Annotated in this window: 27 protein-coding genes; 16 read left to right on the forward strand and 11 right to left on the reverse strand. The window is 59.2% G+C overall.

The features are described from left to right. Positions 1 to 75 precede the first annotated feature (75 nt). From ACR0LI_RS01865 to ACR0LI_RS01875, 3 genes are all read left to right on the forward strand, one after another. Positions 76 to 1,608 (forward strand): acyl-CoA carboxylase subunit beta, encoded by a 1,533-nt coding sequence (locus tag ACR0LI_RS01865; protein WP_171630880.1) that lies wholly within the window; start codon positions 76 to 78, stop codon positions 1,606 to 1,608. A 109-nt stretch (positions 1,609 to 1,717) separates the two neighbouring features. Beyond that, entirely contained in the window at positions 1,718 to 2,203 is a 486-nt protein-coding gene (locus ACR0LI_RS01870; protein WP_209832465.1) for a DUF6497 family protein, read from the forward strand. A gap of 133 nt (positions 2,204 to 2,336) precedes the next feature. Beyond that, on the forward strand, positions 2,337 to 2,690 hold the full coding sequence (locus ACR0LI_RS01875; RefSeq protein WP_152458722.1) for a hypothetical protein: 354 nt from the start codon (positions 2,337 to 2,339) through the stop codon (positions 2,688 to 2,690). Between the two features lie 86 nt (positions 2,691 to 2,776). On the opposite strand, the gene ACR0LI_RS01880 is transcribed toward ACR0LI_RS01875, so the two are convergent. Continuing rightward, positions 2,777 to 3,928 (reverse strand): DcaP family trimeric outer membrane transporter, encoded by a 1,152-nt coding sequence (locus tag ACR0LI_RS01880; protein ID WP_171630886.1) that lies wholly within the window; start codon positions 3,926 to 3,928, stop codon positions 2,777 to 2,779. A gap of 650 nt (positions 3,929 to 4,578) precedes the next feature. On the opposite strand from ACR0LI_RS01880, the gene ACR0LI_RS01885 reads away from it, so the two are divergent. Together ACR0LI_RS01885 and ACR0LI_RS01890 are read left to right on the forward strand one after the other, a co-directional pair. Then, entirely contained in the window at positions 4,579 to 4,782 is a 204-nt protein-coding gene (locus ACR0LI_RS01885; protein WP_152458720.1) for a hypothetical protein, read from the forward strand. Between the two features lie 116 nt (positions 4,783 to 4,898). Beyond that, positions 4,899 to 6,947, forward strand: coding sequence for an acetyl-CoA carboxylase biotin carboxylase subunit (locus ACR0LI_RS01890; RefSeq protein WP_171630888.1), 2,049 nt, complete (start codon positions 4,899 to 4,901; stop codon positions 6,945 to 6,947). 76 nt (positions 6,948 to 7,023) lie between these two features. Here the strand turns inward: ACR0LI_RS01890 and ACR0LI_RS01895 are convergent, their stop codons facing one another. Further along, complete coding sequence (locus ACR0LI_RS01895) at positions 7,024 to 7,470, reverse strand: DUF4174 domain-containing protein (protein ID WP_171362466.1); 447 nt, start codon at positions 7,468 to 7,470, stop codon at positions 7,024 to 7,026. A 168-nt stretch (positions 7,471 to 7,638) separates the two neighbouring features. On the opposite strand from ACR0LI_RS01895, the gene scpA reads away from it, so the two are divergent. From scpA to ACR0LI_RS01925, 6 genes are all read left to right on the forward strand, one after another. Further along, complete coding sequence (gene scpA, locus ACR0LI_RS01900; protein ID WP_171630890.1) at positions 7,639 to 9,765, forward strand: methylmalonyl-CoA mutase; 2,127 nt, start codon at positions 7,639 to 7,641, stop codon at positions 9,763 to 9,765. A 105-nt stretch (positions 9,766 to 9,870) separates the two neighbouring features. Then, positions 9,871 to 10,473, forward strand: coding sequence for a VOC family protein (locus ACR0LI_RS01905; RefSeq protein WP_480717922.1), 603 nt, complete (start codon positions 9,871 to 9,873; stop codon positions 10,471 to 10,473). Continuing rightward, positions 10,470 to 10,958 carry an N-acetyltransferase family protein gene (locus ACR0LI_RS01910; protein ID WP_480717923.1) on the forward strand — a complete coding sequence of 163 codons (489 nt, stop codon included), beginning with the start codon at positions 10,470 to 10,472 and terminating at the stop codon, positions 10,956 to 10,958. Before ACR0LI_RS01905 ends, ACR0LI_RS01910 begins: the two co-directional genes overlap by 4 nt. Before the next feature lie 45 nt (positions 10,959 to 11,003). Continuing rightward, a complete protein-coding gene (locus ACR0LI_RS01915) occupies positions 11,004 to 11,684 on the forward strand; it encodes a molecular chaperone DjiA (protein ID WP_171114829.1) in 681 nt (226 codons plus the stop codon). A gap of 4 nt (positions 11,685 to 11,688) precedes the next feature. After that, positions 11,689 to 12,690, forward strand: a complete 1,002-nt coding sequence (locus ACR0LI_RS01920; RefSeq protein ID WP_480717924.1) for an endonuclease/exonuclease/phosphatase family protein — start codon at positions 11,689 to 11,691, stop codon at positions 12,688 to 12,690. 49 nt (positions 12,691 to 12,739) lie between these two features. Then, positions 12,740 to 13,102 (forward strand): hypothetical protein, encoded by a 363-nt coding sequence (locus ACR0LI_RS01925; protein WP_371732205.1) that lies wholly within the window; start codon positions 12,740 to 12,742, stop codon positions 13,100 to 13,102. A 12-nt stretch (positions 13,103 to 13,114) separates the two neighbouring features. Here the strand turns inward: ACR0LI_RS01925 and ACR0LI_RS01930 are convergent, their stop codons facing one another. From ACR0LI_RS01930 to ACR0LI_RS01950, 5 genes are all read right to left on the reverse strand, one after another. Then, positions 13,115 to 14,659: a Ppx/GppA family phosphatase gene (locus ACR0LI_RS01930; RefSeq protein WP_171630901.1), complete on the reverse strand. Its 1,545-nt coding sequence runs from the start codon at positions 14,657 to 14,659 to the stop codon at positions 13,115 to 13,117. Positions 14,660 to 14,708: 49 nt separating this feature from the next. Beyond that, positions 14,709 to 15,398 (reverse strand): P-loop NTPase family protein, encoded by a 690-nt coding sequence (locus ACR0LI_RS01935; RefSeq protein WP_171722886.1) that lies wholly within the window; start codon positions 15,396 to 15,398, stop codon positions 14,709 to 14,711. Continuing rightward, positions 15,399 to 16,472 (reverse strand): AI-2E family transporter, encoded by a 1,074-nt coding sequence (locus tag ACR0LI_RS01940; protein ID WP_480619915.1) that lies wholly within the window; start codon positions 16,470 to 16,472, stop codon positions 15,399 to 15,401. A gap of 89 nt (positions 16,473 to 16,561) precedes the next feature. Further along, positions 16,562 to 17,536 (reverse strand): isopenicillin N synthase family dioxygenase, encoded by a 975-nt coding sequence (locus tag ACR0LI_RS01945; protein WP_480717925.1) that lies wholly within the window; start codon positions 17,534 to 17,536, stop codon positions 16,562 to 16,564. After that, complete coding sequence (locus ACR0LI_RS01950) at positions 17,536 to 18,900, reverse strand: FAD-dependent oxidoreductase (RefSeq protein ID WP_480619911.1); 1,365 nt, start codon at positions 18,898 to 18,900, stop codon at positions 17,536 to 17,538. The genes ACR0LI_RS01945 and ACR0LI_RS01950 overlap by 1 nt, the downstream gene beginning before the upstream one ends. A gap of 190 nt (positions 18,901 to 19,090) precedes the next feature. Here ACR0LI_RS01950 and ACR0LI_RS01955 point away from each other — a divergent pair, with 190 nt between their 5' ends. Both ACR0LI_RS01955 and proS read left to right on the forward strand, forming a co-directional pair. Beyond that, complete coding sequence (locus ACR0LI_RS01955) at positions 19,091 to 19,909, forward strand: methyltransferase domain-containing protein (RefSeq protein WP_480717926.1); 819 nt, start codon at positions 19,091 to 19,093, stop codon at positions 19,907 to 19,909. Between the two features lie 71 nt (positions 19,910 to 19,980). Further along, positions 19,981 to 21,321 carry a proline--tRNA ligase gene (proS, locus tag ACR0LI_RS01960; RefSeq protein WP_152458706.1) on the forward strand — a complete coding sequence of 447 codons (1,341 nt, stop codon included), beginning with the start codon at positions 19,981 to 19,983 and terminating at the stop codon, positions 21,319 to 21,321. A gap of 116 nt (positions 21,322 to 21,437) precedes the next feature. On the opposite strand, the gene ACR0LI_RS01965 is transcribed toward proS, so the two are convergent. After that, positions 21,438 to 21,797 (reverse strand): hypothetical protein, encoded by a 360-nt coding sequence (locus ACR0LI_RS01965; protein WP_480619907.1) that lies wholly within the window; start codon positions 21,795 to 21,797, stop codon positions 21,438 to 21,440. Between the two features lie 17 nt (positions 21,798 to 21,814). After that, positions 21,815 to 22,135 (reverse strand): hypothetical protein, encoded by a 321-nt coding sequence (locus ACR0LI_RS01970; RefSeq protein WP_480717927.1) that lies wholly within the window; start codon positions 22,133 to 22,135, stop codon positions 21,815 to 21,817. Positions 22,136 to 22,153: 18 nt separating this feature from the next. On the opposite strand from ACR0LI_RS01970, the gene ACR0LI_RS01975 reads away from it, so the two are divergent. Next, positions 22,154 to 23,449, forward strand: a complete 1,296-nt coding sequence (locus ACR0LI_RS01975) for a lipoprotein-releasing ABC transporter permease subunit (protein ID WP_171722891.1) — start codon at positions 22,154 to 22,156, stop codon at positions 23,447 to 23,449. After that, the gene (locus ACR0LI_RS01980) at positions 23,442 to 24,128 is read left to right on the forward strand and encodes an ABC transporter ATP-binding protein (protein ID WP_480717928.1); all 687 of its coding nucleotides are present in this window, start codon (positions 23,442 to 23,444) and stop codon (positions 24,126 to 24,128) included. Before ACR0LI_RS01975 ends, ACR0LI_RS01980 begins: the two co-directional genes overlap by 8 nt. Here the strand turns inward: ACR0LI_RS01980 and ACR0LI_RS01985 are convergent. After that, positions 24,112 to 24,549, reverse strand: coding sequence for a DMT family transporter (locus tag ACR0LI_RS01985; RefSeq protein ID WP_171630917.1), 438 nt, complete (start codon positions 24,547 to 24,549; stop codon positions 24,112 to 24,114). The two genes, ACR0LI_RS01980 and ACR0LI_RS01985, sit on opposite strands and share 17 nt — an antisense overlap. A gap of 97 nt (positions 24,550 to 24,646) precedes the next feature. Here ACR0LI_RS01985 and ACR0LI_RS01990 point away from each other — a divergent pair, with 97 nt between their 5' ends. Beyond that, a complete protein-coding gene (locus tag ACR0LI_RS01990) occupies positions 24,647 to 25,054 on the forward strand; it encodes a c-type cytochrome (protein WP_209832486.1) in 408 nt (135 codons plus the stop codon). On the opposite strand, the gene ACR0LI_RS01995 is transcribed toward ACR0LI_RS01990, so the two are convergent. Beyond that, the gene (locus ACR0LI_RS01995; protein WP_209832488.1) at positions 25,051 to 25,743 is read right to left on the reverse strand and encodes a hypothetical protein; all 693 of its coding nucleotides are present in this window, start codon (positions 25,741 to 25,743) and stop codon (positions 25,051 to 25,053) included. The genes ACR0LI_RS01990 and ACR0LI_RS01995 overlap by 4 nt on opposite strands. Positions 25,744 to 25,761: the final 18 nt, after the last annotated feature.

A 25,761-nucleotide genomic window follows, 5' to 3' on the forward strand; every position in this document is an offset into this window, starting at 1 on the left:
AATTTGCCGAAAAGGGCTTTGGATGAGAGGCGCAAAGGGGTAGGGTCCCGGCAAATTTTACAGGGGATAATCGTCATGAAAGACATCCTTTCCGAGTTGGAAAACCGCCGCAACGACGCACGACTGGGCGGCGGGCAGAGGCGGATTGATGCCCAGCATGCGCGCGGAAAACTGACGGCGCGAGAGCGGATCGAGTTGTTGCTGGATGAGGGCAGCTTTGAAGAATTCGACATGTTCGTCAGTCATCGATGCACCGAATTCGGAATGGAAAAACAAAAACCTGCAGGTGATGGCGTTGTCACCGGCTGGGGTACCATCAACGGCCGCATGGTCTATGTGTTCAGCCAGGACTTTACGGTCTTTGGTGGGTCGCTGTCCGAGACGCATGCCCAGAAGATCTGCAAGATCATGGATATGGCGGTGCAAAACGGAGCACCAATTGTCGGAATCAACGATTCGGGCGGTGCGCGAATCCAGGAAGGCGTGGCTTCGCTGGCCGGGTATGCCGAAGTGTTTCAGCGCAACATCACGGCCTCGGGGGTGGTTCCGCAGATCAGCGTGATCATGGGCCCATGCGCCGGCGGTGCGGTTTACAGCCCCGCGATGACTGACTTCATTTTTATGGTCAAAGACTCGTCTTACATGTTCGTGACGGGCCCCGACGTGGTCAAAACGGTTACCAACGAGGTTGTAACGGCTGAAGAACTGGGTGGCGCCTCGACCCACACCAAGAAGTCCTCGGTCGCCGACGCCGCGTTCGAAAACGATGTGGAAGCATTGGCAGAAGTGCGCCGTCTGGTGGATTTCCTGCCGCTCAACAACCGCGAAAAACCTCCGGTGCGCCCGTTCTTTGATGACCCTCACCGGATCGAGGATTCGCTGGACACTCTGGTTCCGGACAATCCGAACACGCCCTACGACATGAAGGAACTCATCACCAAAATAGCCGATGAAGGCGATTTCTACGAAATTCAGGAAGATTTCGCCAAGAACATCATCACCGGCTTTATCCGGCTGGAAGGTCAGACCGTAGGTGTGGTGGCGAACCAGCCGATGGTTTTGGCGGGATGTCTGGATATCGACAGTTCGCGCAAGGCGGCGCGGTTCGTGCGGTTCTGCGACTGTTTCGAAATTCCGATCCTGACGCTTGTCGATGTGCCGGGCTTTCTGCCGGGCACACAGCAGGAATATAGCGGCGTGATCAAGCACGGCGCAAAGCTGCTTTATGCATATGGCGAGGCGACCGTGCCCAAGGTCACGGTGATCACGCGCAAGGCGTATGGCGGTGCCTATGTGGTTATGGCGTCCAAACACCTGCGCGGCGATTTCAACTATGCCTGGCCGACAGCCGAAATCGCGGTGATGGGTGCCAAGGGTGCAACCGAGATCATTCACCGGGCAGATCTGCATGATGCGGAAAAGACCGCACAGCATGTCGCCGATTATGAAGATCGGTTTGCAAACCCCTTTGTCGCCGCCGAACGCGGGTTCGTCGACGAGGTCATCATGCCGCATTCGACCCGCCGGCGCGTGTCCAGAGCCTTTGCCAGTTTGCGCGGCAAACAGCTTAAGAACCCATGGAAAAAGCACGACAATATTCCGCTTTGACCCATTCGGGGCGGCGTTGTCCGCCCCGGTTGTTGGCACCGGTAGTCCGATTCTGAGCAGGAAATGCTCAAAATTGCGGCGGAATTGACAAAAAGCGACAAATAGTTGAATGATCCGACCCGTCAGACATAGAACCGCGCAGGCCAAAAGCACTGCGCGCGCGATCCCGGAAGGAGGAGCCTGCCTTCGGTGGGTCCGGGATCGTGCCATATGTCTGGTATTGTGCGCGCTCGGCGCTCCTGTTTTTGCCCAGACAGACAGTTCGTTGCCGGTACCGTCCGGTCAGCCCGTGCATCTGAGCGATGTCCTGCTGGACAACAACCCCGGTGAGCTTTGGGTGCGCTTTCGATTTGTCGCCCCGAAGATCGGAGCATCAGTGGGACGGATCGGCTATGATGTGGCGTCCAGGGATATGGAGCATCTGTGCCAGGTTCTTGCCGTTCCTTATGTGGCTCTGCACGAATTGCAGCCATCCAGAGTTGTCATTTCCCTGTCTGATCGCCCGGTGGAATTCGGCGACACCGCTCCGGACGCGACACAGTATTTTGAAGCCTACCGGCTGGAGCAGTCCCGGTGTATCTGGGAAGGGCTTTGACCATGAACTCACGCTGTCATGACGTCAAAGCTTCTCAGACCAACGGTGCGGCTTTGGAGGTGCGCAACATGATCCCATCCAAGTTCGGGTTCGAACTATTTTTGACTGCGAAACAAAGCTGTGGAGTGTCGCCATGCTGAAACATCGCGGGTTTCCAGGGCGTCTTTCAGGCACCGATTTTCAGTTCACTATTCGCCGCGCCAATCCCAAGGGTGTGACGCCGCTGACGCGGCGGGAACGGTTCCGGGATCGCAAACCGGCGGACAAACGTGCCGATGCCGCCTTCATGGAGGCCCTTTGGGCGCATTTCGGCGATCAGCCGTTCGAGAGGGGCAACCTGGATGCCGGACGTCTCAGCTGGCTTTTTGGGCGCGAAGTCATCCCGGCGGAAGATCCTTTTGATCCGGCCAGCTATGACGCGATGCTGGTGATCGATGTGGACGCCGCCCGTGCGTCCTTTCCCGACGTAATCGACGGGACAGGCTGATCGTGATCCAGGCCGCCGCATATCAGCCCTTCAAGACCGGTTTCGGGATGACCCTGCCCGAAACCGGGCAGGATCCGTGTGCGGCGTCAGAAGTTCAACTGAGCGGCCAGCTGAACGCGGCTTCCGTCAAAGGTTCTGCCGGTCGGCGCGTCGTTCCGTTCGCCATAGATGTACTCGGCGCTGAGTGTCAGATCCTCGGTTGCCTTGTAAAATGCGTTGACGTGGATCGTTTCCAGTTCGGTAAACGACAGGGTTCCGGTCGAGGTCGGCAGGTCATAGTCTTCTTTGCCGTATGCAATGCCAACATTCCATTTCGGGCTCAGATCCTGCCGGAATTCGATGGTGTATCCATCCACGTCATTGGCCTGGCCGTTCACGATGGGATCACCAAGGCCGATCAGGTACGGGCCGAGTGCCTCGCCGTTCACATAGTTGACCTGGAACAGACCGCCCTGCCATGGGCGAACCGAGCCGGATATCGTGAACCCGGTCTGATCAACTTCGACATTGCCGGATTCCGCCTTGCCATAAAGGCCGGACACACGTGCGACATAAGTCCCGTCATTGTATTCGGCGGATGCGGTCAAAACCGGATCGTCCGAGTTCGAACCGCCGACATTCTCTTCGATCGAAACGGCGAAGGACGTGTTCGTTCCGAAAGAGTTGGTATAGCGAACCTGCGGAACCCGTGCGAAAGGGATACCAACGGGGCCGTTGAATTCCACCGAGGTCGGGTAGGTGTCCAGCGGCATGAAGTTGGTCCAGGTCTGTCCGATCAGCCAGTTGTCACCGATGGTGATATTGGCGTGGCGTATACGCAATTCGGCCGTTCCGCCGGAACCGAACAGATCCAGTTCCAATTGTCCGCCGATATCGCCGATACCGCTTGGGGTGGTGGTGCGCAGACCGATCCGCGATTGGCGGACGGTGGCACCAAATGTACCATCGGTCGCGGCCGACGGTTCCCCGATGACATTCACGAACGCCGTGTCGCCCTGATCGAACTCGAAATCGTAGAAGAAGTCGGCCTTTACATAGCCATAAACGTCCAGAACGGTGTTACCGATGCGGAAGTCACCGTTGGCAGGGCTGGCACTGGCGGATTCCAGCGCCTCGACCCGGGCGCGCAAGGCGTCAAGTTCGGCTTGGGTTTGGGCATCCTGAGCAAAGGCAAGCGTGCTGGTCACACAAAGCGCAGAGGCAGCAAGCAGGAGTGCCTTTTTTCTAGTCTTCGTCATGTGGGTGTTCCTTTGAGTGCGAGTGTGCACAAGGACCGTTTCACGAGGTGCAAACCTTGGGAAATCACGAGAATGGGAAGTGAAGGCTTTGATTTTTCAAGTATATGTGTGTTTTTTACTGCGCTGAAACACGACGTCTTGAGCTGCTTGGATAACGCATTGGCGCAAGGCGGTTCTGTATGTCCAACGCTGACCGAGAGTCGTGATGCTGCAACCGCGAAACGCGCGGGAAGCGGCTTGATCTGTCACGAAACTGTGACGGTAAAGCGGCCTCAAACGCCCGAGCAGTATCGAACCGGTATAGGCGCGAAGTTGCGCGGCATTTCCGGGTGTGGGCAGATTCCAGCCGAAATCCCGATTGGAAACAATACTGTGTTTGCCGGCAATATTGTGCTGTGCAAACTGGATGAGCCGTGCGGCTCTACTTTGCCTGCGCCGCACATGCACCTACTATTCCGTACCCCTTCCTTGCGCGGGCAGGCTTGTGTTCCCCACATAGTCCTGTCCGCGTTTTTCTTTTTGCCTGTCACGGACAAAAAGAGGCAAAATCCCGCACAAAAATCGCCGGCGCGTCCGTTGATATTGAATAACAGGGTGTGTTTCGCGCATCTGACCCGAAAAGGACCAAGAAACCAAAAAGGGCAGATACTATGCGATTCTCACGCTTCATCCTTGTTGCGACGACCTGCGCGGGTCTGGCCGCCTGCGGAGACACCACGGGCGAACAGGCAATCCTCGGCGGAGGTGCCGGGGCAGTGGGGGCGGCCGTCCTCAACGCGGACCCGTTGTTTGGCGCAGCAGTCGGCGCGGCGGGCAACGTGCTGTACTGCAAGACACAGAACACCTGTAACTAACGCATATTTTGCGGGGCGCATGTCGTCCCGCCCGTCATCGCGCATCACGCCGTCGTGGGGATTGTTCCCTGCGGCGGCGTTTTGCGTTTCCAGAACACCAAGCCAAAGGACGTTCCATGTTCAATAAGATCCTGATCGCCAACCGGGGCGAGATCGCCTGCCGGGTTATCAAGACCGCCCGCAAGATGGGTATCGGCACCGTCGCCATTTTCTCGGACGCGGACAAGAACGCGCTGCATGTGTCGATGGCGGACGAAGCCATCCATATCGGCCCGCCACCTGCAAACCAGTCCTATATCGTTATCGACAAGGTGATGGACGCCATCCGCCAGAGCGGCGCGCAGGCGGTCCATCCCGGTTATGGTTTCCTGTCCGAAAACGCCAAGTTTGCCGAGGCGCTGGAAGCCGAAGGTGTGGTTTTCGTCGGTCCTCCGAAAGGCGCGATCGAGGCGATGGGCGACAAGATCACCTCGAAGAAAATCGCGCAGGACGCGAATGTGTCGACGGTTCCCGGATATATGGGGCTGATCGAAGACGCGGAAGAGGCGGTCAAAATCTCGAACGAGATCGGCTATCCTGTCATGATCAAGGCCAGCGCCGGCGGCGGCGGCAAGGGCATGCGGATCGCGTGGAATGACGACGAGGCGCGCGAGGGCTTTCAGTCGTCAAAGAACGAAGCCGCAAGCTCGTTCGGGGATGATCGGATCTTCATCGAGAAATTCGTGACCCAACCGCGTCACATCGAAATTCAGGTTCTGTGCGACAGTCATGGAAACGGCATCTACCTTGGCGAGCGCGAATGCTCGATCCAGCGCCGGAACCAGAAAGTCGTGGAAGAGGCGCCGTCGCCGTTTCTGGACGAAGCGACGCGCAAAGCCATGGGGGAACAGGCGGTGGCCCTGGCCAAGGCCGTGGGCTATTCCAGCGCGGGAACGGTAGAGTTCATCGTTGACGGTGAAAAGAACTTCTATTTCCTGGAAATGAACACGCGTTTGCAGGTTGAACACCCTGTCACCGAACTGATCACCGGCGTTGATCTGGTCGAACAGATGATCCGCGTAGCAGCGGGTGAAAAGCTGTCGATCACGCAGGACGACGTGACACTGACCGGATGGGCGATCGAAAACCGCCTGTACGCCGAGGATCCGTATCGCGGCTTCCTGCCCTCGATTGGCCGTCTGACCCGGTATCGCCCGCCGCAGGAGACGGCAGCCGGACCGATGCTGGCCAACGGCAAATGGCAGGGGGATGCGCCCGAAGGCGATGTTGCTGTTCGAAATGACACCGGCGTCTATGAGGGCGGTGAGATCAGCATGTATTACGACCCGATGATTGCCAAACTGTGTACCTGGGCTCCGACCCGTGATCAGGCGATCGAGGCGATGCGCGTGGCGCTGGACAGTTTCGAGGTTGAAGGCATTGGCCACAACCTGCCGTTCCTGTCCGCCGTGATGGATCATCCGAAATTCATCAGCGGCGATATGACCACGGCCTTCATCGCCGAGGAATACCCCGACGGGTTCGAGGGCGTCGAACTGGCCGAGGCAGACCTGCGCCGGATTGCAGCGTCCTGTGCAGCCATGCATCGCGTCGCAGAAATTCGCCGGACCCGCGTGTCGGGCCGGATGGATAATCACGAACGCAAGGTCGGCACCGATTGGGTTGTTTCCTTCGGGCGCGAGATCCAGTGGCCCGTCAAGGTTAACGCGGATCAGGACGGGGCCACGATTAGGTTTGACGACGGTCAGGAAATGCGGGTGACGGGTGATTGGACACCGGGTGATCAACTTGCCGTCATGACGGTCGATGAAGCGCCGCTGGTCATGAAGGTGGGCAAGATCTCGGGCGGGTTCCGCATCCGTAACCGCGGCGCGGATCTCAAGGTGCAGATACGAACCCCGCGTCAGGCCGAACTGGCGCGGCTGATGCCTGAAAAACTGCCGCCGGACACTTCGAAAATGCTGCTGTGCCCGATGCCCGGCCTGGTCGTGAAGATCGACGTCGAAGTGGGGCAGGAGGTGCAGGAAGGTCAAGCGCTGTGCACCATCGAGGCGATGAAGATGGAAAACATCCTGCGCGCCGAGAAGAAGGGCATCGTTGCCAAGATCAATGCAGGCCCCGGCGACAGTCTCGCCGTGGACGAAGTGATCATCGAGTTCGAGTGATCATGACCGCGCTTTTGCCATACCCGTCAAAGCCTCCGGCATTCTGTGCCGGGGTCTTTCGGGGTGGCGAAAGCGGTCAGCCGCCTTCGCGCCGATCGCGGATTTCGCGTTCGCGCAGGGGGGTCTTGTCGATGGACCGGCCAATCTCGCGCACGCTCCACGGAGAAGGTTTGCGCAGTTTGACCACGCCGTCCTTGTCGACGAATACCATCTGGAACCCGCGCGGGCGCAGCTGTGACCGGATCGGAGACCGCGCCGATGGGTCTGTGTCGGTCAGAACCACCACGTCACGCTCACGCATTGCGGCTTCGCCCTCGACCAGCATGTCGATCTGTTGCTGGAACCGCGGGTCCGCCGGCGTGTCGGCAAAGACTACGATAGGTCGGTTGACCCAAAGAAACTCGCTGAGTTCGCTGTCACCCACCGGGCGGACAAAACTGTCATCCGTCGTCGCCGTGCCATCCGCCGCCCAGACAGACATCGGGATTAGTGCCAAGAAAACAAAGGCAAGCGTGCGTGTCATGTGGCCTCCTGTTCCTTCGAATATAGCCTCTGTGACACCGATTGCGACCGACGATTTGTACCAAACACTCAAAATGTCGCGCTTGCGGCTGAATGAAACGGCCAAGCGCAAGACCTCAATGCGGAAGCTTTCGACTGCCGCCATCCGAATTGACAAGAGGAAACCGAAATGACCGACACCAAGGATTGGAAAGCGCTGGCCGAGAAAGAGCTGCGCGGGCGTCCGCTGGACGACCTGACCAAAGAGACGCTGGAAGGCATTGCGGTCAAACCGCTCTATACGCAGGAAGACACCGCTGGTTTGCCGCATATGGGTTCGCTGCCGGGCTTTGGTCCGTTTACACGCGGTGTGAAAGCCACGATGTATGCCGGCCGTCCGTGGACGATCCGTCAATATGCGGGCTTTTCGACCGCCGAAGAATCCAACGCCTTCTATCGCCGCAACCTGGCGGCGGGCCAGCAGGGTGTGTCGGTTGCCTTCGATCTGGCCACCCACCGCGGCTATGACAGCGACCACCCGCGTGTCGTCGGTGACGTGGGCAAGGCCGGTGTGGCCATCGACAGTGTCGAGGACATGAAAATCCTGTTCGACGGCATTCCGTTGGATCAGGTCTCGGTCTCGATGACCATGAACGGCGCGGTGATCCCGATTCTGGCGAACTTCATCGTGGCAGGAGAGGAACAGGGGCACGACAAATCGGTTCTGTCCGGCACCATTCAGAACGACATTCTGAAGGAATTCATGGTGCGAAATACCTATATCTATCCGCCCGAGCCCTCGATGCGGATCATCTCGGACATCATCGAGTATACCTCGAACGAGATGCCCAAGTTCAACTCGATCTCGATCTCGGGCTATCACATGCAAGAGGCCGGCGCGAATCTGGTGCAGGAGCTGGCCTATACCCTGGCCGACGGGCGCGAATATGTCCGTGCAGCGACACAGGCCGGGATGGACGTGGACAAGTTCGCAGGCCGTTTGTCGTTCTTCTTTGCCATCGGCATGAACTTTTTCATGGAGATCGCCAAACTGCGCGCCGCGCGCACGCTGTGGCACCGGGTCATGACCGAGTTCGGCGCGAAATCTGAACGGTCAAAAATGCTGCGCACCCACTGCCAGACGTCAGGTGTTTCGTTGCAGGAACAGGATCCTTACAACAACGTGATCCGCACCGCCTATGAGGCGATGAGCGCGGTTCTGGGCGGGACTCAATCGTTGCACACCAACGCATTGGACGAGGCGATTGCGCTGCCCACCGACTTTTCGGCGCGTATCGCCCGGAACACGCAGCTGGTGTTGCAGGAAGAGACCGGCGTGACCGATGTGGTCGACCCGCTGGCGGGGTCTTATTACGTCGAAAGCCTGACCAATGAGCTGATCGAGAAAGCCTGGGCCCTGATGGAAGAGGTCGAGGAAATGGGCGGCATGACCAAGGCCGTGGCCAGTGGTATGCCCAAGCTGCGCATCGAGGAAAGCGCCGCGCGCCGCCAGGCGATGATCGACCGTGGCGAAGAGGTGATCGTCGGGGTCAACAAATATCGCAAGGAACAGGAAGATCCGATCGACATTCTGGACGTCGACAACGTGGCGGTTCGCGAAGCGCAGGTCGCGCGTTTGGAACGTATCCGTGCGACCCGTGACGAAGCCGCTTGCCAACAGGCGCTGGACGCTTTGACCAAGGCTGCCCAAGAGGGCGGAAACCTGCTGGCCGCCGCCGTCGAGGCCGCCCGTGCCCGCGCATCCGTAGGAGAGATCAGCATGGCAATGGAAAAGGAATTCGGCCGCCACCGCGCCGAAGTGAAAACCCTGGCCGGCGTTTATGGCGCGGCCTATGAGGGCGACGAAGGCTTTGCCGCGATCCAGAAATCCATCGAGGAGTTTGCCGAGGCCGAAGGCCGCCGCCCGCGTCTGCTGGTGGTCAAGATGGGGCAGGACGGCCATGACCGTGGGGCCAAGGTGATTGCCACCGCGTTCGCCGATATCGGGTTTGACGTGGACGTTGGCCCCTTGTTCCAGACCCCGGCCGAGGCCGCGCAGGATGCAGTGGACAATGACGTGCATGTGGTCGGCATTTCCTCGCAGGCGGCAGGGCACAAGACACTGGCTCCGCAACTGGTGGAAGAGCTGAAAAAGGCCGGGGCCGAGGACATCATCGTGATCTGCGGAGGGGTGATCCCACAACAGGATTACCAGTTCCTTTATGATCATGGGGTCAAGGCAATCTTTGGCCCGGGCACCAACATTCCCGAGGCCGCTCAGGACATCCTGCGCCTGATCAGCGAAGCGCGCGGCTGAAGAAGGTCGGGTTTTTCGTCAGATCATCTTGTGATCGTGCCTCTTTGGCGAAAACATACGGCCAGATCCGCAAGGGTCTGGCCATTAACTTGCAGGAGGTGGCACATGTTACTGGATCATCTGGCCGTCGCGGGCGAAACGCTTGAAGAAGCGTCTGCGCATATCGAACAGGCGCTTGGCGTTGCGCTGCAACCCGGTGGGAAACACGAAAAATTCGGGACACATAACAGGCTGCTGGGTCTTAGGGATGGGCTCTATCTGGAAGCGATTTCCATCGATCCGCAGGCGCACCCTCCGGGCAGGCCGCTATGGTTCGATCTGGACAGTTTTCAGGGCGGCCCGCGTTTGACGAACTGGATATGCCGGGTCGAGGATATCGAGGCCACACTGTCGATCTTCCCCGATGGCACCGGAGAGCCGATCGACCTGACCCGGGGCGCGCTGCGGTGGCGCATGGCGGTTCCACCAACCGGGCGCTTGCCGTTCGACAACCTGTTTCCCGCCCTTATCGAATGGCAGGGCGATCTTCACCCGGCCGACATGCTGCAAAACAGCGGCTGTCGGCTGCGGCGTTTGGTTGTGTACCACCCGGATGCGTTGACGCTGGCCAGACATCTTGGTGCATTGGATCAGGTGGTGTTCGACACCGGCCCGGCCGCGCTCAGGGCGGAGTTCGAGACGCCTCATGGGGTCCGGGTGCTGGAATGATCATTCGCCCGGCCATGGCGGCGGATGCGCCCGAAATCGCCAGGATCACCAATGCGATCATTCGTGAGTCGTTGATCACCTTCACGACCGATGAGCGCAGCACAACGCAAATCACCGAGGATATTACGGAGCGGGGCACTGGATTCCTAGTCGCCGAACATGATGGGCAAGTTGTTGGTTTTGCCACCTATGCCCCGTTTCGCGCGGGCCCCGGATACGCGCAAACGCGCGAACATTCGATCCAGTTGTCACCGGACGCGCGCGGAAAAGGCGTTGGGCGTGCTTTGATGCAGGCGCTTGAGGCGGCCGCAAGAACCGACGGGGTGCATGTGCTGGTCGCAGGCATTTCCTCGGCCAATTCGGGCGCCGTGGCGTTTCACGCGGCGCTGGGCTTTTCACAGGTTGGTCGCATGCCCGAAGTTGGGTTCAAATGGGGTCAATGGCTGGATCTTGTGCTGATGCAGAAAATTCTTTCACCTGAATGATCTGTCGCACCTGACAGTCCCGAATTGTGACGCTAGTGTACGCCCATGTCGATCTGGACCCGCATATCCGATGCGCTCAGCGCGCTGGCCCAAGGCGAAAGCCTGGCCGCAGTTTTTGAAAAGCTGCGAACACCTCCGGAACGATCGGTGGCGTTCACGATTGCGGTGATTGCCCTGGGCGCAAAAATGGCCAAGGCAGACGGTCAGGTGACACGAGATGAAGTCACTGCCTTCCGCGATGTGTTCCAGATCGCGCGCGAAGACGAAGAAGATGCTGCGCGGGTCTTCAACATGGCCCGCACGGATGTGGCGGGGTATCAGGACTATGCCCGCAAGATCGCCCGGATGTTCGCCGAAGACAGCACCACGCTTTGCGACCTGATGGAGGGGCTGTTTCACATCGCCATGGCCGATGGGTTCTACCACCCCAATGAGAACGCGTTCTTGGAGGAAGTGAGCAAGATATTCGGGCAGTCCGACGCTCAATTCAAAGCATTGCGGGCACGGTTCGTGCCGGATGCGCCAAAGGATCCTTACACGGTTCTGGGTGTGCCGCAGGACATGCCTTTGCCCGATATCCGCAAAGTCTGGCGAAGGCTGGTCCGCGAAACACACCCGGACGCCATGATGGCGCGCGGTGTCCCGGAAGAGGCGATCAGACTGGCCGAGAAAAAGATGATCGACATCAACCGCGCCTGGGATGAGATCAACGGCGCGCGGGCCTGACAGGATGCGGCTGGCGACCTACAATATCGAATGGTTTGCCAATCTTTTTGATCAAAACGACCATCTGATCGTCGATGACACCTGGTCCGGTCGGCATGATGTCACCAAGGCGCAGCAGGTCGAGGCGATTGCAAAAGTGCTGATCGCGATTGACGCGGATGCGGTATTGATTGTCGAGGCTCCGAACACCGGCAAACGCCAGAACACGGTGCGGGCCCTGCAAACCTTTGCCGAGGCGTTCGATCTGCGCATCTCTGACGCTGTGATGGGGTTTGCCAACGACACCCATCAAGAGCTGGCGCTGCTCTACGACAGGACCATTCTTACCGTGCGTCATGATCCCAAGGGTGACATCGACGACCCCTTGGCCCCCCGGTTCGATGGTGCGTTCAGAATCGATCTGGATATTGATGCGACCGAGGATGTGGTGCGGTTTTCCAAACCACCGATGGAACTGGCGGTGACGACGCAATCGGGCCACGACGTCCGGCTGATCGGAGCTCATTTGAAATCCAAGGCTCCGCATGGGGCCGGGTCGCGGGACGAGGCGATCCGGATCTCGATTGCCAACCGCCGCAAGCAACTGGCGCAGGCGGTCTGGCTTGCCAGGCGGGTCGAGATGCACGTTGCCAGCCAGGAACCCGTCATTCTGCTGGGAGACCTGAACGACGGTCCCGGGCTGGATGAGTTCGAGCATCTGTTCGGCCGCTCTTCGGTCGAGATTTTGCTGGAAACTGGGTTGTTCGACCCGCACGCGGTGACGGCTCATGGTTTTCGGCCGGGATCGATACCCTCCACGGCTCGCTTTGCCCGCCCGGAAGAAGGCAGGTTTCTCGAGGCTCTTCTGGATTACATAATGATTACACAGGATCTGCGTGCATACCGCCCGGCCTGGCGCATTTGGCATCCGTTTCGCGACGCGGCCTGTTGGTCCGCACCGGACCTGCGACAGGCACTGCTGACGGCGTCGGATCATTTCCCGGTCACACTGGACATCGACCTGTGACCTTTCACGCCTTCGGCTGGGGCGCTATATACTAGGTATGAAACACGTTTTGCTGATCAGCATAATCACTGCCGGCATCGCCGCGCCCGCCCTTTCGCAGGAAGACAACAGCAAATCCCTGATGGAGCAGGGGGCCGAGCTGTTTTTCGAAGGTCTGCGCAAGGAGATGGAACCGGCGCTGGATGATCTGCTGGGCCTTGCGGATGAGTTTGGCCCGGCAATGCAGTCGTTCTTGCGGGAAATGGGCCCCGCACTGGCCGAGCTGGGGGCCGAGATCAAGGATTGGAGCGCTTATGAAGCGCCCGAGATCTTGCCCAATGGCGATATCATCATCCGAAGGAAACAGGCCGAGGATCCGCCAGAGCCTGAAAATGAAAGTGAAGAATTGCCCGAAGGGGCAACTGATATCTGATCGGATCGATGGTCAGCCCTTGATGATCACGCGCGTATCGGATTTCAGGGCGTTCGCCAGTGAATTCAGGCGCGCTTCGGCAACTTCGCTGAACAGGGGGGCTGCTGCTTCGGGCAGGTATAGCTCCAACTCCCGCTTTTTGGGATAGAATTTCAGGCGCCCCATATTGGCGTCCTTGTGCATCCACAGCATCGCGCCAAAGCGCATGGCCTTGCCCAGAATTTCGGCCTGTTTCTGGCTTTTCTCATCCAGCAATTCATAAAGCCGAGAGAACCGGTTGCCTTCCCGTTTGTTGCGATAGCGGTGTTGCAGTGCCAATCCGATGAAAACACGCTCGGAGTGCTTCAGGCCCCCCAGATTGGCGCGCGTTACATTGTCGAAACACACCTCGGCCCGATAATCGGGATGTGCGCGCCAGCTTACATCGTGCAGCAGGCAGGCCGCCTTGATCAGGCGCACCCTGCTGGGCGGTGCGGATCTGAACAGCGGGATGACAAAATCATAGAGATTGCTACCAAATCCGGGCAGGCGCGCGTCCTTGGCTTCCGAGAACCGGCTGGCTTCGATCAGCGGGTCGCGGTCGCGCACTTCCTGCGGCATCTGCTCATACAGCAACCCCTCGCGGATACCATAGCTCGATATGGCGATATCTTTGGGTTTGAACGTGCGGATCAGCCGCGCCAGAACATCCATCGCATAAGGGATAAGCGCCATGCGCGAACTGGACACGCCGGCCTGAGTACGCAGCTTTTCATGATCGTGTTTCTCGATGTATTTGATTGTCTCGCGCACCTGCTTGGTGGTCATGCGGTATTCATGCAGAACGTTCAGCGGATAGCCTCGCCGCAGCATGTCCAGCCGCGCAAAGGCACGCCAGCTGCCGCCGACCAAAAACAAACGATCCCGCTGCTGGCCCATCTGATTGCGCAGATCCTCCATCGTTTCCTTGATATGCGCTTTTCGCGCGCGCCGCCCGCCTTTGATGTCACGCAGTTTCAGCGGCCCAAGCGGCGAGGTCACGCGGCGGCCGACCTGACCACCGCCGATTTCGGCCAATTCCATCGACGATCCGCCAATATCGCAGATCAGCCCATAAGCTCCGGGCCATCCCAACAGGACACCCTGTGCCGACAGGCGGGCTTCTTCGTCACCGTCAATGATGGCCACTTGCAAACCTGTTTCAGCCTGCACCTGATCGCAGAACTCGGGCCCATCCGAGGCTTCGCGCACAGCAGCGGTGGCGACAACATGCAAACCGGGCAAATCCAGATCCATTGCCAGGTGCTGGAAGCGCCGCAATGCCGCCAGGGCACGTTTGCGGCCTCGCGGGTTCAGCCGTCCGGTTTCGGACAGGCCCGCCCCCAGTTCGCACATGACCTTTTCATTGTAGAAATAAGCCGGTGATCGGGCCGCCCCGTCGAAAATGACCATCCGGACCGAGTTCGACCCGACATCGACAACCCCGACGCGCGACAGCGCCCGTGCGTCCGGTTTGTCAAACAGAGGCTTTCCGATTGTTCCCCAATCCGGGATATCGGTTTCGACGGTCTGATCCATGTGCCTTCCAGATTGTTCTGTTTGAGGATGCGAAATTGACGTCAGCGGGTCAATCATTGGTCTCGATCTCGTCCGGGCTCATGTTCAGAACCCGCACGGCCAGGGAACGGGTGATGTCGCGCTTTTCCATAAGGGCCAATTGATCCAGCTGCGCCACTACGTCGGCCGCAGTTTCAAATCGACGATCCATGTGTTTGACCAGATAGGCGATTACTTCGGGGCCGGGGTTCAGCTGCCGATCTACGAACAGTTTGGCCAGAACCGCACCCAGCAACGCGTCGTCGGGCGGATCCAGCGCCACGTGATGGGCGCCTTCGACCCGGCTTTGCAGGTCGGCCAGTGGCAATTCCCAGAACTTCGGGGCCAGCCGACCCGTCATCAGCAGGGCGTTCCCCTCGGCCAGAACCAGATTGTGCAGGTGAAACAGCGTTTTCTGCTGGTCGGCATCGTCGGCGATCATGGGCACGTCTTCGACGGCAATCGGCCTGCGTGCCAGATCCGGCACGTCGTCATACCGCAAATCGGCGGCCTGAATGATGCGCCCGCCGGTTTCCGCGGCCCAGACATGTGCCAGATGGGTTTTACCCGCGCCAGCCGGACCGGTCAGAACAAGCTTGTTTCCCGGCCAGGATGTGGCCGAGATCATCGCCACGGCCAAGGCATTGGCAGGCGACACAAAAAAGTCCTCTCGCCCGAGCGCAGTTTTGGCGGGCAGATCAAAGCTGAGTTGTCGGGCCATTTACTCGGTTTCCTGATCCTGACGTTCAAGACCGGTATAAAGTCGGCTGTCCAGGTACAGCGATGTGGCAAATCGGGCCAGCACGCCCAATGCTGCGGCCACGGGCACGGCGATCAGCATGCCGACAAAGCCAAACAAGGCCCCAAAGACCGACAGCGCCAGCAGCAGCCAGACCGGGTGCAGCCCGACAGAGCTGCCTACCAGTTTGGGTGTCAGGAAATTCCCCTCGGTGACCTGTCCGATGGCAAAGATCCCCGCGATCAGTCCTACATGTGCCCAATCACCCCAAAACTGAAACAGCGCCAGCCCGATGGCCAATGAGCCTCCGATCAGGGCGCCCAGATAGGGGATGAACGTGACCAGCCCCGCGATGAACCCCACGATCAGGCCGAATTGCAGACCGGCAAGCATCAGCGCGACGGCATAGTAGGTACCTAGGATCAGGCAGACCGTTCCCATCCCGCGCACGAAAGAGGCCAGCACGGCGTCAATCTCTCCGGCCAGCCGCCTGATGGTGGGGGCATGATCACGCGGCAGGAGCTCTCCGATGCGAGCGACCATGCGATCCCAGTCCAGCAGCAGGTAAACGGCCACAACGGGCACGATCACCAGAAGGACAACAATGTTTATCGCAGACCCAAGTGAGGCAAGAACCGTTTGCAGAACATCACCAGTCTTGGATTTCAGCATATCGCCGAAGGACACCAGCATCTGATGAGTGTTTGATTCCCGATCCAGCAGCGACGGGAATTGTTTTTCAATGAACCCGCGCAATTGCTTGAACAGGTCTGGCAGAACGTCGATCAGATCCAGCAACTGGGTAATCAGGGCGGGCACGACCATCAGGATCGCCAATATAAACCCCAAAATCCCGATGACGGTGATGACGGATGTGGCTGCGATGCGCGACAGGCCCAACCTCTCCAGCCGATCCGCAACGGGATCAAGGAAATACGCAATTGCTCCGCCTATGACGAAGGGCAGCAGGACATCCCCCAAAGCCCAGAGGATCAAAACAAAAACCGCCGCGGCGACGCCCCAGTATCTCAGCTGATCCTTTACCGGCAAAGCCATCGTGATCCCCTTGTTCAGGCACTTGCAGGCGTTCTTGGCGCATCAAAGCCCATGATGCAAGCGCTTCATGGGCAGGGGCTTTGCCCGCTTCAATCGTGCAACGTCCCCAGTTCAGGGGTGTCTTCTTCTGCGGCTTCATCGGGCCAGTTGGTGCGCCAGATTTCTGCCGACCAGTGGCCGCAATGAACCGCCGGACGGTCGAAACCGGGCAGGGCGGGCAACAATGGTTCAACAATGACGTCATGGCGGGGTACGGCGAAATAAGGGAAAGAATACCGTTCCTTGCCCGACCGGTTGACCACCCGATGTGGCGTGGATTTCAATCGCCCGCCTGACCAAAGTTCCAGCATGTCGCCGATATTCACCACGAAACCACCGAGTGGGCAGTCTGGTGAAATCCACTTGCCGCTGCGGGTCTGCACCTCGAGCCCGCCCACCGGATCGGGCGCGATGATGGTCAGTGCGTCCGTATCCTTGTGCGGATGGATGCCATAGCCCGCTTCTTCCGCGGCCTGCGGGGGATAGTGCAGCAATGTCATATTGGTCATCGGATTGCGGAACGCGTCGCGCAAAATGCCAGAGGTCAAGTTCAGGCCGGATTCCAACGCGCCCAACAACACATCAGTGACCTGATCCAATTGACGCCAATAATCCAGGATGACCTCTTTGGCGCTGGGAACTTCGGCGGGCCACAAGTTTGGGCCGTACAGGGCACATTCAGAGCGCACAGGGTCGGTGGCGGCAACCTCGTGGTGCAGCTTGTAACCCTCGTATTTGTCGGCCTTGCCGGATCCGTCATTCGGTGTGAATAAACCCATCGGGATATAACCGCGATAATTCTTGCGCGTGATGGCCTGATCCCATTTGCGGGATTCATTGATGGCAAAGATCTCTCTTGTGGTTTGACGGACGTGATTCACTGTCCGCTGGGACACACCTGTCCCGGTGATGGACAGAAACCCGATTCCTGTGCAGGCCTCAATTATGCCTTGTACCGTTGCGGCAAAGGCTGCGCTGCCGGGATCGGACAGCGGCGAGATGTCTATGGTCGGAATTCTGTCCATCAGTGAATCCTGACCCCCTGACGTTGCAGTTCCGCGTGAACAGGTGCCAGATTCAGCTGGTCCAGCTCCTGATTGCTTTTCAATGATACCGCTGCGGCGATTCCCGCGCCCTGGCCCATGACGGCGCAGCAGGCCATGTTGCGCGTGGCGGCATGGGCCACCCGGTCCGCGCCATGCGACCGCCCGGCGACCAGCAGGCCCTTGACACCCCTGGGCAGCATCGAGCGGTAGGGGACCTGCATGTACCGCCCCGTGGTCGGCAGGATCAGAATGCCATAGCCGTCGATGAATTCGGGATAGATGCCGATCGTGTCCTCGAACCGGCCCTGATGGCGGGCGTCGTTTTCGGTCATGTTGTAGACCGCATCGATCTTGCGGGTGTCGCGGATACCGATGGTCATCCCGAAATTCCGAAGCCGCGCGTTTTCGCATCCCGGCATGAACCGGCGCAGCGCCTCGATGGCCAGCATGGTCTGACGGCGGCCTTCGATCTCGCCACGTGTCAGGCTGTCGGGGTCGGTCCCATCAATCTCGGCCAGATGGATGAGGTTCATGTAGGTCAGTTCGCCCGTGTCATGCATCGCGCCCCAGGTGCCGGCAATGGTATTCAGATGCGGCGGGATCAGCCCCTGATCGATGGCCTGCTGGAAGGGCTTGTGCACGAAGGGCGAGAACATGTCGTCCTCTTTGCCGCTGGTTTCGATGTTCCACTCACCACCGCCGCCCCAGTCCTTATAGGTCTGCGGGTCGGCCTTGACGCCCTCGATAAAGGCGCGCTTGTCCACCCCGGCCAGATGAAACATGACCGACGCCGCCATCATGTCCTCCCGAGCGGTTTTGTGCGTCGGGGCCCCCGCGCGATGGGCCACATCGGCGTCGCCGGTGGCATCGATTACCACCTTGGCCAGTATCGCCTCGCGCCCGGCCTTGGACTCGGTAATGATACCAGTGATCCGGTCCCCTTCCATGATGGGGGCGACGAATTGCCGGTGCAGCATCGGGTGAACACCCGCCTCTTCGACCAACTTGTCCGCCACCAGCTTGAACCCTTCGCTGTCCAGTTCATAACTGAGCGACTGGCTTTCGGGCACCGCCGCGCCCGTTTCTTTGGCGCGGGTTTCGAACTCCATCCCGATGCCGCCGGCCTCGACGGTTTGCTCGTGCCGGTACCAGGCGAATCCTTCGACGCCGACGGCAGTGATGTTGCCGCCCATACAGCCGAACCGGTCAACCAGCGACACGTCTGCGCCTGCACGGGCCGCTGCCAGCGCTGCTGCCAACCCGGCCGGGCCAGAGCCCACGACCAGAATATCGGTCTGGTGGATGACAGGTATCTGCCGGGCGGGTTCCTGAATTGTCTGCAACAGTGCCTCCTGGGGTTGGTGTTCCCGTCACAATTGAAATTCCCAATTGGCGGGTCAATCAAAAACCCGACTGACCTCGGGTCGCAAACGCGCCATTGCCGGGCGTCGCATTCACAGCCCGCCAGCGCAGAGAGCCGACGTACCGGGCCGAAACGTGCTATACTGACGCCCTGCCTTGGGGGACGAAGCAATGCCCGACATCTATCAGAGCCTGGATCAGCAGGGGGAAGACACGGTTCGCGTCGTTGCGGACCGTCTGGAATTTCGCGGCGAAATGCCGGATTTCATAAAAATGCGCGAACGCTATTTCGACCGGCTCGACTGGGCCTCGTGCCGCCGCATCGTCGATCTGGGCTGTGGCACGGGCGTCGTGACGCGGGCGCTGGCCGACCGGGTCGGCCCGGAGTGCGAGATTGTCGGGTCGGATCTGGCGGCGGAACTGATCAAGGTCGCAATGGAAAAGACGGACGCTGCGGGGTTGGCGGGGCGCATACGGTACGAGGTTGCGGATTCCCGGAACACCGGTGACGGCGAAGGTAGCTTTGATATCGTCATCGCGCATACGGTGATCAGCCATGTGGTGGACCCGGCGGCGATGCTGGAGGAAGCCGCGCGACTGACGCGGCCCGGCGGCACGATCGCCGTTTTCGATGGCGACTATGCGTCGTTGACGATCGGCGCTGGCGACCCTGACGCCAACGCGATGGCGGTGAACGCGATCTTGCAGACGGTGGTCGGCAATCCGTTCGTTCTGCGGCATCTTCCGTTCCTGGCCCGGCAGACGGGGCTGGAAGTTTCCGGTTTCATCCCGGAATTGCTGGCCGAGGCTGGCCAGACCTCGTTTTTCGGAAACATGATCGACGCCTATGTCGGCCCCTGCATTCAGGCCGGCGCAATCGACGCCGAGACCGCCTTGAAATGGGCCGAAGGTCAGAAAACAGCCGCGCGGGAAGGCACGTTCTTTGGTTCGTGCAACTATTACACTTATTTGATGCGCAAGCCTGAATGATGCGCCGCCTTGCCTAGCCTTTGTGGATCGCGTAGAGCATTCGGGCTTTCGCTAGACAAATAGGATCGTTCATGCGCCTCAGCCGTTACTTTCTGCCCGTTCTCAAGGAAAACCCGTCCGAGGCCCAGATCGTTAGCCACCGGCTGATGCTGCGTGCCGGGATGATCAAGCAGGCTTCTGCGGGGATTTATTCCTGGCTGCCGCTGGGCTTCAAAGTGCTGCGCAAGCTGGAAAACATCGTCCACGAGGAACAGGCCCGGGCTGGTCACATCGCGATCCAGATGCCCATCATCCAATCGGCGGATCTGTGGCGCGAATCCGGCCGCTATGACGATTACGGGCAGGAAATGCTGCGCATGAAGGACCGGCATGACCGGGACATGCTGTTCACGCCCACGGCCGAAGAACTGGTGACCGATATTTTCCGCGGTCACGTGAACAGCTACAAAGACCTTCCGCTGACCCTCTATCAGATCCAGTGGAAGTTCCGCGACGAAATCCGCCCGCGTTTCGGTGTGATGCGAGGGCGCGAGTTCTATATGAAGGACGGCTACAACTTCGACCTCACCAAGGAAGATGCGCTGCACGCCTATAACCGCCATCTTGTCAGCTATCTGCGCACCTACGAGCGTATGGGCCTTCAGGCGATCCCGATGCGCGCGGATTCGGGGCCCATCGGCGGCGATGACACCCATGAGTTCCTGGTGTTGGCTGACACTGGTGAATCCGAGGTCTTCTATGACAGCGCCGTCACCGATCTGACCTTTGGTGATCGTGAGATTGACTATGACAGCCGCGAACAGTGTCAGGCGATCCTGGAAGAGTTCACCTCGAAATACGCGCGCACGGATGAAACGCATGACGAGGCGCTGTTCAATCAGATCCCCGAAGAACGCCGCCGCGTGGCGCGTGGTATCGAAGTTGGGCAGATCTTCTATTTCGGCACGAAGTATTCCGAGCCGCTGGGCGCCACCGTGCAGGGCCCGGATGGAAAACCGGTTCCGGTGCATATGGGCAGCCATGGGATTGGTGTCAGCCGCCTGGTCGGTGCGATCATCGAGGCCAGCCATGACGACAAAGGCATCATCTGGCCCGAGGGCGTGACCCCGTTCCATTGCGGCATCGTGAACCTGAAACAGGGCGATGAAGAAGCGGATGCGGCCTGTGACAAAATCTACAATGCTCTGACTGCCTTGGGGCTGGAGCCGCTTTATGATGACCGCAATGAACGGGCAGGGGGCAAGTTTGCGACCATGGATCTGATTGGTCTGCCCTGGCGGATCACGGTCGGGCCGCGTGGCCTGAAGAATGGTGTCGTTGAACTGACTTGCCGCCGGACCGGTGAAAGCGAGGAACTGAGCCCCGAGGCGGCCGTTACCAAAGTTGCTGAAATCTACCAGCAGATTGCCTGAGCACCGTCACCGGTGACGGGTCTTGCTGTCACGCAACACAGATCCATTTCGCGAAGGTGGCCATGCGATTGGCTTGGCCACCAAATGTGAACTGACCAATTTGATTGGTTCAGACGTCAGTCTTGGTCTACCGTCGGGCGCGTTGCAAGGATGTCGCCGTTGGCGCCATCGCCGCGTGCGACCACGATCGGACGGCCCAGCCGGTTGACCAGGTCGCGAAACTCAAGACCCAGAAATCGCAACCCGCAAACCCGCGCGTCCGTAGTGCGATCCGTGATACACAGACGTCCTTGCCGGAAAACCAGACGGTACCCTTTGTCTTTCAGGATATCAGTCAAGTTGCCCCAGCTTGCCGCGCTGGCAAAGATCGGCCGAATGGCCGCACGCAGCAGCGCCGCTGTTTCACAATCCAGTTCTTTTGATGCTTGGCGAGACGGAATAACCCCCGCACCGTTGGTTGAAATTTGAAAATTCATTGAGCGACCCCCGCTCCTTAAATGTGTTCCCCCACATACAGGGTGACAAAGTTTCTGAAAATAATCAAAAAGAGTAATAAAATTTCGCGCCCATTGTTGCCTTTTCGATTCAGGAGCTCACAAAGCGCGACGATTAACTTCATACATGAAACAATACCAGTTTGTCTGTGATGCGCTTCACAACTCATGGTGTAGCGCCAGAATTCCAAGTCATCCGTTTGGCCCAGCCACAGTGCTGGGCAACCGGATTGATTCGGCTCGTTCAGGCTGAGGAACGGGTGCGGAATGACAACCGGCTTGACCATCGGGTGAAATGTCGAAACTGTCCCCGCGAACATGAACACCCCGGAGCAGGCATGGCCAAGACACCCCCGCCCTTTGCCCCTTTTGAATGGAAAATCGCATGGCGTTATCTGCGGGCCCGCAGGGCCGAGGGCGGCGTCAGTGTGATGACCTGGATTTCTCTGATCGGGATCACATTGGCAGTGTTTGCCCTGATCGCGACATTGGCGGTCCGGTCCGGCTTCCGTTCGGAATTTGTTGGCACCATTCTGGGCGCCAACGCGCATGTGACGGTCTATTCGTCAGGCGAGATTGATGCGCAGGGGCGGGTGGATCGCACAATCGCCGACTTTGAGGAACGCGCGGCCCGGGTCGCGCAAGTGCCCGGTGTTCAACGCGCGGCTCCCTTGGTAAAGGGGCAGGTACTGATCACCAACCGCGACCGCAGCAGCGGGGTCGAGGTGTTTGGAATCCGACCCGACGATCTGCGTGATCTGCCCGGAATTGCCCAGGCAGAGCAGGCTGTGGGGGACTTGTCTGAATTCCAGGCGGGTGAGGATGTCATCGCAATTGGTTCAGGCGTGGCGCGCAGCATCGGGGCAACGGTCGGGGATGTCGTCAAGTTGACGTCGCCCAACGGCGTCAAAACCGCCTTTGGTACGTCGCCCCGCGTGAATGCCTATCGCGTTGTCTATGTGTTCTCGGCCGGGCGCTATGACATCGACCGCACCCGCGTCTACATGCCGTTTTCGCAGGCGCAGGGCTTTTTCAATCGCGAAGGTGTGGCCGATGAAATCGAAGTGATGGTGGACAACCCCGAAGACCTGGGCCCGATCCTGATTTCGATTCTCGAAGCATCGGGCGAGCGCAGCCAGATCTGGACCTGGCAGGATGCATCCGGTGGGTTCCTGCGGGCATTGGAAGTTGAAGACAACGTGATGTTCATCATCCTTTCGATCCTCGTTCTGATCGCTGCGATGAATATCGTTTCGGGCCTTATCATGCTGGTCAAAAATAAGGGGCGCGACATCGGCATCCTGCGTACCATTGGCCTGAGCGAAGGGTCGGTTCTGCGTGTTTTTTTCATCTGCGGCGCTTTTACCGGCCTGATCGGAACGGCAATGGGGGTCATCCTGGGATGCCTTTTTGCGATCTACATCGATCCGATCTTTTCCTTCGTGAATTACGTGATGGGCGGCGGCGTCTGGGATCCGTCGATCCGGGGCATCTATGCCTTGCCCGCCGAGCTGCATCTGAGCGACGTGCTCAAGGCGATCGGCCTGTCGCTTGGCCTGTCCTTTGTCGTCACCTATTTCCCTGCCCGTCGAGCGGCGCGGCTGAACCCGGTCGAGGCGTTGCGCTATGAATGATGTCACATTGCGTCTGAAAGGTCTGACCAAGACCTATCTGAAAGGCAAACCGGGCGAGGTGCGGGTTCTGCGCGGAGTTGATCTGGATCTGCGCGCGGGTGAGGCCGTAGCGATGGTTGCGCCCTCTGGGGCAGGTAAATCAACGCTTCTGCATATTGCTGGTCTGCTGGACATGCCCGACGAAGGAACCGTTGAAATCGGCGGGCAGAACGTATCGGGCAAGGGCGACCGGACCAGAACCGCACTGCGTCGGCAGGATATCGGGTTCGTGTATCAATTCCACCACTTGCTGCCGGAATTCACGGCCTTGGAAAACATCACCCTGCCGCAACTGGCCAATGGTGTACCGGACAAGGCCGCACAGGCCCGAGCGCTGGATCTGCTGGACCGTGTCGGCGTGGCCGCACGCGCCAGCCATCGCCCCGCCGCACTCTCTGGTGGGGAGCAGCAGCGGGTGGCGTTTTGCCGGGCCTTGGCGAATGCGCCCCGTGTTTTGTTGGCGGATGAACCGACGGGCAATCTGGACCCCGAAACCTCGGATCAGGTCTTTGATACACTGATGAAGCTGGTGCGGGACGAAGGGTTGTCGGCGTTGATAGCAACGCACAATCTTGACCTGGCGGCGCGCATGGACCGGATGGTCCGGCTTGAGGGCGGAGTGCTCAGGCCAGTTGAGTGATCGCAACGCCAATGGCCATGACGGCGATCCCGCCCATCCGCATAAGCGTAAGCGGTTCGACCTGTGCGCCGAACAGGCCGAAATGGTCGATGGCCGCAGCGCTGATCAATTGCCCGAGCAGCACAAAGAACACTGCATTGCCCACCCCGAAATGTGGTGCGACATGGGTGATCGACAGGACATAGAAAGCAATCAGGACACCTGCAAGCAACAGGTGTTTCGGCGCATTGGCAACCTTGGACAAGGCCGCAAATCCGGGAAACAGCGCCATGACCAAGGCGGAGGCGGCGAAGGCAATGGCAAACAGCACAACAGCTGCCGCAGTTGGCGACCCGATGACTTTTCCCAGCGCCGCGTTGAGCGCGGCCAGGATCGGAATTCCAAATCCGGCGGCCAGCATGATGGCGGCGTATTGTGTCATTGCCCGAAACCTCTGTACCTTTTTCGTTGATCTGGATCATTGCGCCAAGACGGTCATCGGGCAACCCTGCAAATGCCAATCCAGGCAGGAGGATACGATGTTCAAGGCAACAATCAGTGTAATGGTTCTTGGGGTTTCGGCTGCTGCCTCGCAGGCCGCCTGGGCTCAGGACGCGAAGACCGGAGAGGAACTCTATGTGCACCATTGCGCGACCTGCCACGGAATCGATGCGATGGGTCAGGGTCCGATGGCAGCCGTGCTGGTGGTTCAACCAAGTGATCTGACCGCTTTGTCCAACGAAGAGGGCGTGTTCCCGACTGCGGGCGTTGTCGCCCGCATTGATGGTCGGGATCCGCTGGTCAGCCATGGTAGCCCTATGCCGGTTTATGGTCCTTATTTTGACGGGCAGGACACATCCATGAAAACGCCGCAGGGTCAGCCAATTCTGACGAGCCAGCCCATCGTGGATCTGGTGGCCTATCTGGAAACACTTCAGAAGAATTAGGTTCCGCTGCAAATCCCGTCGATCTCGGCCTCGCTCCAGGGAAGCAAGATCGCGCGCTCACGCCCTTTTTGCGGAAGCGGGGACAGATCAAAATGCGCACTCAGCATCCTGTGCAGCCGTTTGGTTCGGGTGGCCTGAGGGTCCAGCGCACGGCAGCAAACGTATTCCTCAACGATGGCGCCCTGCTGTTCAAACCCGTAGGACAGGAAGTCCGGCGAGGTTTCGAGGTCAAAAAGATACGGGTCGCTGCGCCCACCATGTTCCGCCGCTGCTCGCAACGGGTGGTAACCGGTGGTCCGGCGATTCTGCCACTGCCAGACATGCGTCAGTTCATGGGCCAGCAGCATCGCGGCCACCAGGTTCATCTGATCCGGAAAATCGGACATGTAGTCTTCCAGATACCAGTCGCGCGCAAAATAGACCTTGTTGAACAGGGCCACGGCTGCGGGCCTGCCGGTCACCGGCCCGGGTTCTACCGGAGGAAGGATGCGCTCGCGGCAGGCCAGACGTGGCCGCTCTTCGCGGAAATACGTCACATTGGTAACCGGCGCGCCTTGTACCAATCGCACGCTGTCCAGATTCAGGGTCTCGCCCTGAATGGCATCCGCAAAGTCGCGCTCTTGCTTTGTCAACGGACGGCCGCAAGAGGACAGCAAAAAAAGAGCACACAGGAATACGCGCAGAACCATGAGGTGAATCCTAGTCCT

This window comes from Ruegeria sp. CL7, assembly GCF_056536445.1.

Coding starts and splice junctions, on each gene's coding strand:
- ACR0LI_RS01930 (WP_171630901.1), bottom strand. CDS start 14,659: ATGGATCAGACCGTCGAAACCGATATCCCGGATTGGGGAACAATCGGA.
- ACR0LI_RS01905 (WP_480717922.1), top strand. CDS start 9,871: ATGTTACTGGATCATCTGGCCGTCGCGGGCGAAACGCTTGAAGAAGCG.
- ACR0LI_RS01875 (WP_152458722.1), top strand. CDS start 2,337: ATGCTGAAACATCGCGGGTTTCCAGGGCGTCTTTCAGGCACCGATTTT.
- ACR0LI_RS01895 (WP_171362466.1), bottom strand. CDS start 7,470: ATGACACGCACGCTTGCCTTTGTTTTCTTGGCACTAATCCCGATGTCT.
- ACR0LI_RS01880 (WP_171630886.1), bottom strand. CDS start 3,928: ATGACGAAGACTAGAAAAAAGGCACTCCTGCTTGCTGCCTCTGCGCTT.
- ACR0LI_RS01940 (WP_480619915.1), bottom strand. CDS start 16,472: ATGGCTTTGCCGGTAAAGGATCAGCTGAGATACTGGGGCGTCGCCGCG.
- ACR0LI_RS01920 (WP_480717924.1), top strand. CDS start 11,689: ATGCGGCTGGCGACCTACAATATCGAATGGTTTGCCAATCTTTTTGAT.
- ACR0LI_RS01915 (WP_171114829.1), top strand. CDS start 11,004: ATGTCGATCTGGACCCGCATATCCGATGCGCTCAGCGCGCTGGCCCAA.
- scpA (WP_171630890.1), top strand. CDS start 7,639: ATGACCGACACCAAGGATTGGAAAGCGCTGGCCGAGAAAGAGCTGCGC.
- ACR0LI_RS01885 (WP_152458720.1), top strand. CDS start 4,579: ATGCGATTCTCACGCTTCATCCTTGTTGCGACGACCTGCGCGGGTCTG.
- ACR0LI_RS01995 (WP_209832488.1), bottom strand. CDS start 25,743: ATGGTTCTGCGCGTATTCCTGTGTGCTCTTTTTTTGCTGTCCTCTTGC.
- ACR0LI_RS01975 (WP_171722891.1), top strand. CDS start 22,154: ATGGCCAAGACACCCCCGCCCTTTGCCCCTTTTGAATGGAAAATCGCA.
- ACR0LI_RS01865 (WP_171630880.1), top strand. CDS start 76: ATGAAAGACATCCTTTCCGAGTTGGAAAACCGCCGCAACGACGCACGA.
- proS (WP_152458706.1), top strand. CDS start 19,981: ATGCGCCTCAGCCGTTACTTTCTGCCCGTTCTCAAGGAAAACCCGTCC.
- ACR0LI_RS01980 (WP_480717928.1), top strand. CDS start 23,442: ATGAATGATGTCACATTGCGTCTGAAAGGTCTGACCAAGACCTATCTG.
- ACR0LI_RS01910 (WP_480717923.1), top strand. CDS start 10,470: ATGATCATTCGCCCGGCCATGGCGGCGGATGCGCCCGAAATCGCCAGG.
- ACR0LI_RS01945 (WP_480717925.1), bottom strand. CDS start 17,536: ATGGACAGAATTCCGACCATAGACATCTCGCCGCTGTCCGATCCCGGC.
- ACR0LI_RS01935 (WP_171722886.1), bottom strand. CDS start 15,398: ATGGCCCGACAACTCAGCTTTGATCTGCCCGCCAAAACTGCGCTCGGG.
- ACR0LI_RS01985 (WP_171630917.1), bottom strand. CDS start 24,549: ATGACACAATACGCCGCCATCATGCTGGCCGCCGGATTTGGAATTCCG.
- ACR0LI_RS01990 (WP_209832486.1), top strand. CDS start 24,647: ATGTTCAAGGCAACAATCAGTGTAATGGTTCTTGGGGTTTCGGCTGCT.
- ACR0LI_RS01955 (WP_480717926.1), top strand. CDS start 19,091: ATGCCCGACATCTATCAGAGCCTGGATCAGCAGGGGGAAGACACGGTT.
- ACR0LI_RS01970 (WP_480717927.1), bottom strand. CDS start 22,135: ATGTTCGCGGGGACAGTTTCGACATTTCACCCGATGGTCAAGCCGGTT.
- ACR0LI_RS01965 (WP_480619907.1), bottom strand. CDS start 21,797: ATGAATTTTCAAATTTCAACCAACGGTGCGGGGGTTATTCCGTCTCGC.
- ACR0LI_RS01890 (WP_171630888.1), top strand. CDS start 4,899: ATGTTCAATAAGATCCTGATCGCCAACCGGGGCGAGATCGCCTGCCGG.
- ACR0LI_RS01870 (WP_209832465.1), top strand. CDS start 1,718: ATGATCCGACCCGTCAGACATAGAACCGCGCAGGCCAAAAGCACTGCG.